Origin of the sequence: Mesotoga sp. UBA5557 (assembly GCF_002425715.1) — a bacterium.
Taxonomy (GTDB): domain Bacteria; phylum Thermotogota; class Thermotogae; order Petrotogales; family Kosmotogaceae; genus Mesotoga.
The window spans coordinates 48,723-61,408 of record NZ_DIMV01000069.1 but is presented as its reverse complement, the minus strand read 5'-3'; the positions used below and the strand labels follow the sequence as shown (position 1 = coordinate 61,408).

General features: G+C 45.7%; 11 protein-coding genes. 10 read left to right on the top strand and 1 reads right to left on the bottom strand.

Annotation, left to right across the window (positions count from 1 at the left end; translation table 11 throughout):
• The first annotated feature begins 169 nt into the window (after window positions 1-169).
• The 3 genes from B3157_RS09875 to B3157_RS09865 all read left to right on the top strand — a co-directional run bounded on the left by B3157_RS09875 (window position 170) and on the right by B3157_RS09865 (window position 3,558).
• Window positions 170-1,741 (top strand): IS1634 family transposase, encoded by a 1,572-nt coding sequence (locus B3157_RS09875; RefSeq protein ID WP_292590306.1) that lies wholly within the window; start codon window positions 170-172, stop codon window positions 1,739-1,741.
• A gap of 92 nt (window positions 1,742-1,833) precedes the next feature.
• Window positions 1,834-2,409 carry a hypothetical protein gene (locus tag B3157_RS09870; protein WP_292590305.1) on the top strand — a complete coding sequence of 192 codons (576 nt, stop codon included), beginning with the start codon at window positions 1,834-1,836 and terminating at the stop codon, window positions 2,407-2,409.
• A 210-nt stretch (window positions 2,410-2,619) separates the two neighbouring features.
• A complete protein-coding gene (locus B3157_RS09865; protein WP_292590304.1) occupies window positions 2,620-3,558 on the top strand; it encodes an alpha/beta hydrolase family esterase in 939 nt (312 codons plus the stop codon).
• Here B3157_RS09865 and B3157_RS09860 read toward each other — a convergent pair.
• Window positions 3,550-4,353, bottom strand: a complete 804-nt coding sequence (locus B3157_RS09860; protein WP_214061039.1) for a class I SAM-dependent methyltransferase — start codon at window positions 4,351-4,353, stop codon at window positions 3,550-3,552. The two genes, B3157_RS09865 and B3157_RS09860, sit on opposite strands and share 9 nt — an antisense overlap.
• Window positions 4,354-4,439: 86 nt before the next feature.
• Between B3157_RS09860 and B3157_RS09855 the strand changes: the two genes are divergently transcribed.
• The 7 genes from B3157_RS09855 (at window position 4,440) to B3157_RS09825 (ending at window position 12,466) form a co-directional block, all read left to right on the top strand.
• On the top strand, window positions 4,440-5,240 hold the full coding sequence (locus B3157_RS09855) for a hypothetical protein (protein WP_292590303.1): 801 nt from the start codon (window positions 4,440-4,442) through the stop codon (window positions 5,238-5,240).
• 618 nt (window positions 5,241-5,858) lie between these two features.
• Window positions 5,859-6,449, top strand: coding sequence for a DUF6305 family protein (locus B3157_RS09850; protein ID WP_099829773.1), 591 nt, complete (start codon window positions 5,859-5,861; stop codon window positions 6,447-6,449).
• A 57-nt stretch (window positions 6,450-6,506) separates the two neighbouring features.
• Window positions 6,507-7,799: a C4-dicarboxylate ABC transporter gene (locus B3157_RS09845; RefSeq protein WP_099829774.1), complete on the top strand. Its 1,293-nt coding sequence runs from the start codon at window positions 6,507-6,509 to the stop codon at window positions 7,797-7,799.
• A 27-nt stretch (window positions 7,800-7,826) separates the two neighbouring features.
• Complete coding sequence (locus B3157_RS09840; RefSeq protein ID WP_292590302.1) at window positions 7,827-7,991, top strand: hypothetical protein; 165 nt, start codon at window positions 7,827-7,829, stop codon at window positions 7,989-7,991.
• A gap of 11 nt (window positions 7,992-8,002) precedes the next feature.
• A complete protein-coding gene (locus tag B3157_RS09835; protein ID WP_292590301.1) occupies window positions 8,003-9,169 on the top strand; it encodes a succinylglutamate desuccinylase in 1,167 nt (388 codons plus the stop codon).
• Window positions 9,170-9,226: 57 nt separating this feature from the next.
• Entirely contained in the window at window positions 9,227-10,798 is a 1,572-nt protein-coding gene (locus B3157_RS09830) for a dipeptidase (protein WP_292590300.1), read from the top strand.
• A 72-nt stretch (window positions 10,799-10,870) separates the two neighbouring features.
• Window positions 10,871-12,466: a dipeptidase gene (locus B3157_RS09825; RefSeq protein WP_349680387.1), complete on the top strand. Its 1,596-nt coding sequence runs from the start codon at window positions 10,871-10,873 to the stop codon at window positions 12,464-12,466.
• The last annotated feature ends 220 nt before the right edge of the window (window positions 12,467-12,686 follow it).

Sequence of the window (12,686 nt, the reverse complement as noted above, 5' to 3'; positions counted from 1 at the left end):
ACTCAGCTTTGACAGCAAAATGGAAGAAATCGCAGGAAGAAGATCTGAAAGTCTCATGAATTCGTTGTAGATACTTGAATCATTTTTGAAATGCGGTGCCACGTTATATTGCTTGTCACTTTGTTATCGCTTGACTTATAGTTGTGTATAGTGGTATAATATAGGTGCCATGTTTCTCAGACTGAAACACTTCAAAAACAAAGACGGTTCCACCAGGAGTTACCTGCAACTCGTAGAGAATATGCGAGTAGGGAATAAGACTAGACAGAGAGTTCTGGTTAATCTGGGGAGAGTAGACGATCTTCAGAACAGTGGCCAGATAGATAGGCTCATTGAAAGCCTGAAGAACTTCTCGACGAAAGAATGGATTAGAAAAGAAGCCCTTAATGTAAATCAAACCTATCTGTGGGGACCTGTTGTTATCTTCGAGCAGTTATGGAAGGAACTCGGTATTGAAAGAGTATTGAGGAGACTCCTGGGAGATACGGATGCAGTTAGCGATTACGTTGAGGCTATATTCGCTATGGTACTTAACAGACTTGTCGAACCGAGATCGAAGAGAGGAGTAGACAAGTGGGTAAGCAAGGTTTACAGACCTGAGTTCGAGCAGCTGAGTCTTCAGCATTACTATCGTGGACTGGATTATCTTGAGAAGTTCAAGGAAGAGGTGGAGGAAGAGCTCTTCAGTAATGTGAAGACTCTCTTCAACTTGAATCTCGATCTGGTCTTCTGGGACACAACCAGTACATACTTCCATGGAGAAGGACCCGACCTGTCATTTTATGGTCGTTCTAAGGATCACAGATCTGATTGCAAGCAAGTGGTGATAGGGGTGCTAATGACGAAGGATGGTTTCCCTGTGGCTCACCAAATCTTTCCTGGAAACACAGCTGACATAGATACCTTCAGGATAGCTCTTGAGGATATACGAAGAAGATTCAACATAGACAGGGTTATAGTAGTAGCCGATAGAGGAATGATAAGCAATACACTCATTGAGGAGATAGATAAGGCTGGACTGTCGTACATATTCGGTGTGAAGATGAGAAGAAGCAAGAGAGTTGAAGCGGTATTGAATCAACCCGGTGATTACGAAGAAGTGGAAGAGAATCTGAAGGTAAAGGAAGTTCTGTATGAGGGGGAAAGATACGTAATCTGTTTCAATCCATTTCAGGCAGAAAGAGACAGAATCAAGAGGGAAGAGATAGTGAAGAACCTTACGAAGAAACTTAAACAGGGACCTAAGAGTCTTGTGGGAAACAGAGGATACAGAAGATATCTGAGTATGCAGAAAGCAGATGTGAAGATAGACCAGGAAAAGATGGCTTCGGAAGTCAAATACGATGGCAAATACGTTCTAAGAACGAACACAAAACTTACCAATAGAGAGGTTGCTCAATCGTACAAATTACTGTGGAAAGTAGAGAGGGCATTCAGGGAACTGAAGAGCGGACTCGATCTTCGTCCTATATACCATTACACAGACACGAGGGTGAAGGGCCACATAATGATCTGTTTCCTTGCGCTTGTAATGGAGACTGCCTTATGCAGAAAGCTGAAAGAGATTGGAAGTGCTTTCTCTTACGCAGAAATACTTGAAGACTTGAAAGAGATAAGGGCAGTTGAGCTAACGGTAGAAGGCAAACGCTTTCTTGCAAGGACTGAAATGATGGGCAATGCTTACGACGCTTTCAAAGCACTCAAAATAAGACCCCCGGATCTACTCAAAGAGATTGCATAATATACCACTGTGGTGGTACGTCTGTTTTTCTTTTCATTTTTCCCCTTGTTTAGCTGCTTTCAGATTCGTTGCTGTCAAAGTTGAGTTTGAAGATGCATGTCGGGGGATACGGTTTTCAAGGCCTTGCTGCTTTGGAGCACATAAATGATCTCGCCGGCAAGGGTAACATAATACTGAATGGACTGACAGGATATTATACGGTGACTGCAGAAGCGCTGAGAGAGGGTGAGGCGATTAGCCGCTTAAATGAGTTTGTGAAGAGTCTCTTCGGCACTCTGAAAGTAATGGAGGGTTCGACAATCTCTTCACCAGTAGGGCTGCGGGATAAGTTACAGAAGATTCGTCACTGCCGGATCTGGTCCAGACAGAATTACGTCTTCGAAAGCGATGTTAGGGATTTCTTTCTGAAAGGGGTATCAGGAAGTACAGATGCCAGTTCTGAGGTTTTTGATCTCAAAGAACGCTCGCTCAAGCTTGTTTCAGGGGCGGCAGGGAAAGTTGCGGCTTCGTGCATCTCTATCCTCGGTCTCTTTCCGACTTTTATGGGTAGATACGTCACCACTACATTTTTTAGTCAGATTCCCGTATCATTTCTATCGGACGGAGACATAGTCCTTCTTAACCTCAGAGATCCATCTTTCGGCATGCTTAATACAGCTTCGAACTAACTGTTTCAGGCTATGGAAATTCGCTCGACAAATTACGCAAGGGAGAGGCTTTCGCTTTTTGAATGCCGTTTAGTAAGAGTTATGAAGAGGATTTGTTCAGACAACGTGTTTGATTTTCTGGAGAGACTGAGGAATTGTTCTGGCTTAACAAATGTTAGTATTGAAATGTTATCAACTGTTGTAATTAAAAGGTGAACGGGGGGTAGCTAAGTGTTCAAGACAATGGTGATAATCGGCACTCTTCTGGCCATGGGATTCTCCCTCGTCAGTGGCACGAAAAAGGGAGTAGATGAGGTTATGACGATAGAGCATGACGGCAGAACGAGACAAACCATAATTCATCTACCTCCGGAAATCAAAGATGAGAAGTTGCCGGTAGTTCTTGTCTTTCATGGCCTCTTTGGCAATGGCAATTACACAAAGAACACTTACGGAATAACGGAAGTTGCTGATAAAGAGGGTTTCATTTCAGTCTATCCTGAGGGAACAGGCCCTTTGAACAGCGTTTTCTTGAGCTGGAACTCAGGTTTCTGTTGTGGATATGCTATGGAGAACAAAGTTGATGATGTTTCATACATTTACGAGCTTATTGTCGAAATAATTAACAGTTATCCCGTTGACGAGACCAGAGTCTATCTTGTCGGTCTTTCTAATGGGGGTATGCTCGCCTATCGGCTTGTATCATGCTATCCTGAGCTATTTGCAGCATGCGCAATTGTCTCTTCTTCTCCGGCAGGTGGAACCGATGAAAATGCCATAGTTATGATAGATCCTCCGGATAGGGGAGTTCCGATGATAGTGTTCCATGGGATGAAAGACCCAATAATACCCTTTGAGGGAGGTTTTTCGAGCAGCTCCGAAGCCAACGGAATGTATTTTCCCCCGGTAGAAGAATCTGTGGAATTCTGGGCAACCAAGATGGGAGCAAGTACCGTACAGGAGACACAGCATGAAAATGGACTGGTCATACTGAAAGAATACACCGGGAAAGACGAGAGGAGTCTTGTCCATTTCTATATGATAACTGACGGTGATCACACCTGGCCGGGGAGAGAAAAAGGACTAGATGCTCTCAACAGCTCGTCTGAGGCCACAATAAAAGCCAGCGAAATGATCTGGGAGTTTTTCAGAGACAAATCCTTAAGGTAATATCTTGTTCACCTTAAATAGGTACCATCTCACAAGGCCCGCACCAGGTTCTTTGAATCTGCCCCATTCAAATCCCTTCTCGAGAAGAAAAGAGTGAATACGATCGTCTGAATCTCTATTACCCGGAAACAGAACGATTTCGCCCTCCGGTTTTGTTACCCTATACATTTCACTGAATTCCTTTTCCATGAAGTCACCAAAGACATGACCGGAAATAACAACATCTGCGAAATCTCTCTCAAAGGGAATATCCTCTATTAAGCCATCCACAACATAGAAGTCACTTAATCCTTTCGCTCTTGCCCTTGTCTTCAGGTACTCCCTCAGAGTTCTCATTGGCTCAACGGCATAAACGACTGATGCGCCCTCGCTCGCCGCAACGGATGACAGCCTGCCGCTACCCGCACCCAAATCGACGACTTTCTTGCCTCTAAAGTTAACTAAGTCAGTTAGTAATCTGTTATCCCACTTTGTGAATTCGAGAGAGTCGTACACCGATGGATCAATGGCGTACACTATCCAGTCATTCACATTCTTCAGCAACTCCAATTCTGCATTTCTTATCTCTTCTCGAGAAAGATCTTCCGAGACGTTTTCTACCAATCTCTTGAATGTCTCAGCCCTCTCAGGCAGAATCATCATGAAATACCATAGAATTTCTGGATTGGCCTTCAGAACCACTGCAAGCGATCTTTGATCTGAATGGGTTCTTTCAAGATGAGAGATATTGTGCTTTTCCAACAACAGAAGAATCTTGATGTCAATGTCTGTCACATCTATCCAGTCAAGAGACAAGAAAACCACTCCAATGGATGAATTCTATTATGCATTCTATCATGATAAAATCGGGATTATCTTTAGTCTTGTCGGCGGGAGTTATTATGAAGCTAAACCAAAACATATTTGAGAGAAGGCTCGGTATTTTTTTCATGGTTTTGTGGATTCTAATTCTTATCTTCTACTTAACTTGGGATGGGTGGCTTTACGAGTGGCGAGATTGCGGTTACAGTGGACCAAACCAGCATTTCGATCTCGATCTTCTTGATATGAAATACGAGCACACTTCTGACGGCGGGATTACTTATTTTTCGACGAACAACCTACATAATCTGATCTATCTATGTTATCTAGTATTCTTGATTGGTTGGTTGGCTCTGTTGTTTGGGTGGGAGTGGGCAAAACAGGGGGCAATGGCGACAATGGGAATCTCTCTTGTTGCGGCACTCTCAACTCTCGATCTTTCTGACCATGCATACATGCTCCAGATAGTTTATGACGTTGTGCATCTTTCGGGAATAGTTATAGGCGCCTATCTCTTTTCGAAATACTATCTGAAGACCTCAAAGAGTTTGCCGATTGTGTTTGGCACGTGGGCGGTCTATCTTATCAGCCATTTGATGTTCACACCATGGCCTTTCTGGGAGAAAGTTGGTCAAGCCTATTTCAGTGTTAACCAGATAAACGATTTACCGTTCTTCTTATTTGGAGTCGAGTACACTCTTGTTTTGGCTATAATTCTCTCAGTCAATTTCTTAGTAGAAAAACTGAATTCCAGAACCTCGAATAGAGTCTTGAGAGTACTAATCCCTATTGGGCTGTATTTCGTTTTATGCCTGGTTATGTATTCTATGGGACTGATAATTGTTCAGGATATGAATATGGGAACCTGTATTAAAGGATGATTGTGTAATCTTCATCTGCCCCAGTTCGCTTGTTTTTCGTAGTACCTGTACCGCGACAAGTTTTCCTTTCGGGTCATAATATCTTATGGCATCTCTTATGTCCTTCAATTCGCCTGGTTTCAACATGATGTATTCGTAACCTTCCCAGACCCTCCAGCTCTTCATCAAAACCCTCCCGAAAGAGATTTTCGGTTTCCATGGTAGCACGCATGAGATGAGTCTGCAGAATTTCCATAAACATAACAATGCTGGTAATTAACTGGATCGAAAGCTAATGAAAGCAGAGAATTAAACAAGAATGCATTTGCCGATTGGCTTATCACACATCAATTAACTATGAAGTGATAATCGAACGTAGTTGCGCTACATTGGAGATCATCTTGACAGATCATGGTTTGTCAGAGATTGAAGAGATGGTAGAATAAGTTTGTAAACGATAAGGATTACGTACTTATTTTATTGTTTGTTTCTATATTCTTCGGCAGCCTTCAAGAGTACCGTTTTGGGTCTATTATTTGCCAGAATGGGTAGTCGGTGTGGGAATTGGACACACAAACTGAGTGTGTATATCCTTAGTCTGTATATTAGTTCAATAGCTTTAAAAGGAGGGTGTTTTTTGTGAGAAAGATTATCCTGGGATTTCTAGTAATGCTGATTTTAGTTTTGCCGTGCTCTGCCCTTTTCTCAGTGGAGACTGAGATGCCGGTCGTTCAGCCACCGATGGTTGTAACCACTATGGGGCAGAGCCCAGGTGCTTTGATGTTCAGACTGGTGTGTACAAGAAGCCAGATCGCCTGTGTTCAGGAGGATCTCTTGACTGCCGAACAGCTTTCCGAGATGGCGGCAGGAGAAAATGCTCCAAAGACATTGGTTATAACCACAGGAACGAGCCTCAAAGGAATGGGAGCCGCCGGTATTGATATGAATTTCGAGGTTAAAAGGGTTGAAGCTCTTATTTCTAAGGCTAAAGAACTCGGAATGACAATTATTGGTGCACACATTGAGGGGATGGCGCGCCGTGTAGATTCTACTGACGAAAGGTCGATAAACACAGTCATTCCAAAATCCGATTTGATTCTTGTCATCGCTGACAGCGATTCAGATGGTTTCTTCACGAACTACTCTGAAAAGAATGGAATACCTCTGATCAAGGTGAAGGAATCGTTGGACATCGGTCCCGCTCTAAAAGAGCTGTTTGAGTCGGAGTGAAACAATGAATCATTTTGCAATCGACCTCATGGTCGGTTCTGAAGGGGGAGTGTCCTGGTGTACTTCCACGCTGGTCTAATACTTGCCGTAATTGCCGTCTCTTTCGGGATTGCAAAGGCACTTAAACTTAGTGTTGAACTCTCGATGTTAGTTGCTGCAATCGCAGCGGCCATTGTACATTCTGGTGGAGCTATTCCCGTTCGTCATCTGGTTGAAGGCTCTTTCACTTATCTTGATGTCTGTTTGATCTTTATCACTGCTACTTTCTTCATGAATCTGATAAAGGAGTCCGGGGGAGTCGCCTTTCTGGTAAGGCGTATAGTTACTGCCTTCCACAAGAGCAGAGCGCTCTGCCTTTTCTTCCTGACTCTTCTCCTGTTAATTCCCGGTGCTTTGACTGGTTCTGGTGCTACCACAGTGCTCACGGTCGGTACGCTGGTTGGGACAGTTCTCACCTACATGGGAATATCTGAGAAACGAGTAGCAGCGATAATTTTCGTTTGTGCTGCAATGAGTGCCGCCGCACCTCCTGTTAACCTCTGGGCGATGATGGCAGCCGCAGGTTCTAACATGCCTTATGTAGGCTTCTTCATTCCGCTCCTTGTCCTGTCGCTTGCGGGGTCTCTGTTTGCGATGTTCTTCTTGGGAGGAAAGGGCAAGCCTGTAGAGTTAGGAGAAGCTTTGAAGGAGCTGCCTGAACCGCCTGCGAAGATGAACTGGATAAGGGTAGGAATTCCCTTCGTGGTCCTAATATTCTTGATCATGGCGGGACGGATATGGCCCCACTCAATTCCTACGCTGGGGTTGCCTTTCATGTTCGTTGTAGCATCTGTATTTGCGATTCTCCTCAGTCCCAAGAAGTTGGAGATTCTGAAAATAGCGACAAACACTATAAACACTTTGATCCCTCTTGTAGGAATCATGATAGTTGTGGGTATTTTGATACAGATAATGGCTTTGAGTGGCGCAAGAGGGTTGATCTCTCTGGCCGTAGTGACACTGCCTATGTGGGTTCTGTTTGCTGCACTCTGGCTAATATTGCCTGTTTCTGAAGGGTTGCTCCAATACGCGGTTGCACCGCTTCTCGGAGTTCCCCTTATACTTTTGTTCAACATGAAAGGTATGGACGCAATAATCGCTCTTTCTGCAATGGCAGTAATGTGGCCAGTGGGAGATATTCTTCCGCCTACTGCAGTTGTTGGAAGGGCAACGGTTATGGAGCTCAAGTTCAAGGGTCACTACTATAAGGATTTCTTGAAGACTTCGCTTGTTCCAATGGGGTTTATTCTGCTGATCACTACACTGTTCTTGATCTTCAGTAATGAACTTTCCTTCTTGGTTGGCGGGTGATGTCATGGCCGAAAGGAAGTGTTGTTAATGGCTGTTCTTTATACAATAATCAGTGTCTGTTACTACTTGATAATCGCTTTTGTAGTTTTCGTTATAGCTAGAAACCTGATCAAGACCAAGAGTTTTCAGGAGGCAATCCTCTTTTCTGTCATGTTAATGCCATTCATCCTGCGAATCCTGAGAATCAAGTAGGGGGTGCTGGTATGACTGACAGAAACCTGATGATTGTCAAAATAGTTTCAACTGCATTGGTCGGGATTGCCCTTATTATTGCGGGGATCGAGTTCTACAACCACAGAAACTTCCAGGAGCCAGTTGTAATTGGACCGGGGGTAACCAATGTGAAGACTCTTGGTGACTATTTTGCGCCCTTGAAAGGCACCATAAACGACACCAATATCTACATAATCGATAGTGGTGTACCCGGGGGAACGGCACTGGTGATTGGTAGATCTCATCCAGAGGAACCAGCGACAAATCTGGCAGCTCAGATATTCGTCGAGAACGCCATACCAAGCAAGGGAAGGCTGATCGTAGCCATAACTGCAAACCAGAGTGCGTCGCGAGTTACCAGACCGGGGGACGCTTATCCCATGTACTATACCATTGAGACACCCTGGGGAGAGAGCAAATACCGAATGGGAGACAGATGGACAAGCCCTCTCGATTCGTGGCCGGATCCCGAGACCTACGTCCACTATCCAAGTGGTCAGCTTCTTGCCTACATGGACATTCGTAACTTCAACAGAACATGGCCAGGCAGGGAGAACGGAATGATCACAGAACAGACTAACTACGCTTTCATGAATCTTATAAGGGAAGAAGGAGTTGACGTTTTCATCGACTTACATGAGGCCGAGCTTGAGTACCCTGTCATAAGCACAATAGTTGCTCATCAGAAGGCCGCAGACATAGCGGGGCTGGCTTCCATGATTCTCACTTCTTCGGAATTCAGGATCGGGATGGAGTTCTCTCCTCCTAGCCTTCACGGACTCTCTCATAGAGAAGTGGGGGATCATTCGGACGCGATATCTCTTCTGTTCGAGACTCCCGAGCCTTTCCTGGACAGGGTTAGGGGAATCACGGATGAGGCGCTTCTGTTAACAGGTAAGGATGAATTTGTTATGACAGCCGGAAAGTACGGTCTGCTTTACGAGAAGATAGACGAGAAAGGTTGGCCAATCGATGTGAGAGTCGGCAGACACTGCTCCACGACTCTCATGGTTCTCGAGCTATGGAGCGATTTCAATCCAGGAAAGGAGGTACTTGTTGGAGGAGTTCCGAGATACGACGAGGTAGTTAGTAACGGTACCGGCTTCTATTTCCAGGATCCATCTAAAGCAAGTGCAAGTAAGATTTACTATGAATGACCGGTAAGAATATTGAATTATTCTGAGCTTTTTTCCTCAAAAGGGAGGGGTTTTTAGGTGAAAAAGGTACTTGTGTTATTTGTTATTGCGATTGTGTTTTTCTACACCGGTTTGATTGCCTGTACTGACATCGGAGTTGGCAAACTCGCGACTGTTGACGGATCAGCAATATCCGCTCAGTCTGTTGACGGATCGTATGATTCCCGACTGATTATACACCCGGCTGCGGATCACGAACCGGGAAGCATGACGCCCGTCTGGGAATGGATAGTCTATGCTGACAGAAGACCGTTGGTTCAGCTGGGTGAGATACCCCAGGTGGAACATACGTATTCATGGATCCAGACTTCTTATCCGTTCTCCAACGAAAAGGGTTTGCTGATGGGCGAGACAACACAAGGTGGAGCAAGGGAGACAGCAAACAGCGCTGACGCCATCATGACAATTGAGCAGCTTCAGGCCTTCGCTCTTCAGAGATGTACGACAGCAAGAGAGGCTATCGAGCTTATGGGTTCTCTGGCAGTCGAATACGGTTACAGAGAATCTTGCTCCCGCGGCGAGGGTCTTACAATTGCTGACGGCGAGGAAGTTTGGTGGTTTGAGATCTACGGAGTAGGACCGCTTTGGAAGCCGGGTGACGGCCCCGGAGCGATATGGGCGGCACAACGGGTTCCTGACGACCACATGATGGTAAATGGAAATGCGAGTATTATTGGCGAGATCGATCTCGAGACGAATCTTCCTCCCGGAGTTTCCGCAGACGACTTCATGATTTGCGAAAACTATCTTCAGAGCACAATCGAACTCGGTCTCTGGCAGGAAGGCCAGGAAGGACCATTCATATGGAAGAAAGTAATTGGTACAATTGGTACGTGGAACCCGAGGTTATGGAGAGTGTTCTCAATGTTCCAGCCATCTGGAAACTGGGAGTACGGTGGGGACACTTCTCAGTACCCATTCTCCTTCAGGCCGGATCGATTGGTTTCGGTTTACGACATTATCGAGCTTTATCGAGATGTTATGGACGACACCCCCGGTAGCCAGCTTGCCCAAGAGGCATGGTTCTACACGGATAGAAACGGTAATCGGGTTCTTAGCCCTCTAGCAACGCCTCAGCCGGGAACAGACATTAGAAATCTGCTCGGTCTCCCATCAACTCCAAGGTTGATAGGTGTTCAGAGTACCAGCTGTTACTTCATCAACCAGACTAGAAGCTGGCTACCGCCTGAAATCGGTGCAGTATCTTGGTTTGGACTTGGAAACGGCCACAAGGCCACAGTCGTTCCGATATACGCCGGTATCACAAGAGTTCCGGAGTCCTGGGCGACAGTAAACAGAGGAATCGCAAAGATCGACAGAGACGCAGCTTTCTGGGCATTCTACACCGTCGACAGACTCTCCAACCAGAGATACGGAGACATGATGCCGAGAATCGACGCGGTGAGGATTCCGTTACAGCAGAAAATGTACGATATGCAGCCCGCAATAGAAGAGACGGCCCTGAAGCTTTACGAAATCGATAGAGATATGGCTGTCGAGTTCTTGACAACATACACGAACTCTCTAATGATTGAAGTTGAGAGAGCGTACTGGGACCTTGCAGATACTTTGATATTGAGACTTCCTTAAGTGTGAGTTTCTTTGTTTTAATTCGGGTCGGTCTATGACCGACCCCCATTTTGTGAAAGGGGAGTGAAAGAATTGCGACGTGTACTTATTGTTTTGTTAGTGCTTTTTGTTGGATTTGGCGTAACCGCAATGGCATGCACCTCTATCCTGGTAGGAAAGGATGCATCGGTTGACGGTTCAACGATGACCACACACACCTGTGACGGCAGCTACGATGCCAGAATTCAGATTATTCCCGGTGGAGTACATGAAGAGGGCGAGACCGTAAGCATTTACAAGGGTCTCTGTCAGGCGGGTATTCCCGGAAGGACTGTATCTTACGTGGGAGAAATACCTCAGGCACCGGTAACCTACACCTACTTCCACATAGGATATCCATTCATGAACGAAAACCAGGTAATAATGGGAGAAACAACATGGAGTGGTGAGAGAGCGCTTAGAAACTCTCAGGGATGGATGACAATCGAGCAGTTGCAGGTTCTCGGTCTTCAGAGAGCCACTACGGCGAGGGAAGCTATACAGGTAATGGGAGAACTAGCCGAGAAGTACGGATATGGCGATGGCGGCGAAGGACTAACAATTATCGACGGAGAAGAGGCATGGCTCTTTGAGATCTGTGGTCCTGGACCCTTCTGGTCTCCTGGGAGCGAAGAACCCGGAGCGGTATGGGTTGCACAGAGAATTCCGGACGATCATGTTCTCGTTCACGCCAACAGATCGAGGATTGGAGAAATCGATCTTGAGAACACCGACTACTTCATGGCCTCTCCAAATGTCTACTCAACCGCTATCGATCTAGGACTGTGGGACGGAGAAGGGACTTTCCTCTTCTATGCAGCCTATGGGCCGAAGGATGCATTCTATAACACAAGACGAGAGTGGAGAGTACTGGATCTTCTAGCCCCATCACTTGAGCTTGATCCCTGGGCAGAGAGATACCCTCTGTCTGTGAAGCCAGATAAGCCAGTGTCTGTTCATGACCTTATGATGATAAAGAGAGACCATTATGAAGGAACAGAATTCGATCTCACGGTTGGACTCGCTGCAGGACCTTTCGGAAATCCCAACAGATACGCAACGGCTTCTAATCAGAGGCCGGAAGGTGTCAACTACGATGGTTGGGAAAGAGCAATCTCCATGTTCAGGTGTTCTTATGTAATCGTTGGACAGGCAAGAAACTGGATGCCTGCTGAAATCGGTGGACTGGTATGGTTTGGCGAAGATGCGCCTCATTCAACTGTATACATTCCCTTCTACGCTGGCGCTACCAGTGTTCCCGAGTCATTCAGTCAGGGAGCAAGGGATTTCTTCGACAGAAGCTCTGCATGGTGGGCATTCAACCACGTATCTAACCTAGCCGATCTGAGATACAATGTCGCAATAGAGATTATCAAAGAGGAATACACGAAGTTTGAAACTGAGTTCCTCACGAATCAGCCACTGATCGAAAAGGTTGCGCTCGAACTTTACAAGAGCAGTCCAGAAGCAGCGATTGATTTCATCACGAACTACAGCAACGGTCTTGCTAATAGAGTTGTGGATAGATGGTGGAAACTCGCTGATGAACTGATCTACACATTGAACGACGGTTATGTGAATGGTTCTACTGCAGGGTACCCAACCTGGTGGCTCGAAGCTGTAGGTTATGGAGATACAACCAGAAGATAGTACTATTGTTCTATCGAAGGGCGGAGTAATCTTCGCCCTTCTTTTCTTGAAGCGTTCTTGATATCGTATGACTATAGACTCATTTGAAGTCGATTTCTCGCTTCTTAAGCCGCGACTGTGGTTCCATGTGGGACATGTCAATAAGTTGATGCAAGTGTTTAATGAGCCAGGAAGTCTTTTTGAAAGGGAATCTCACTCATGGAGTCAGAAACTAGAGCTT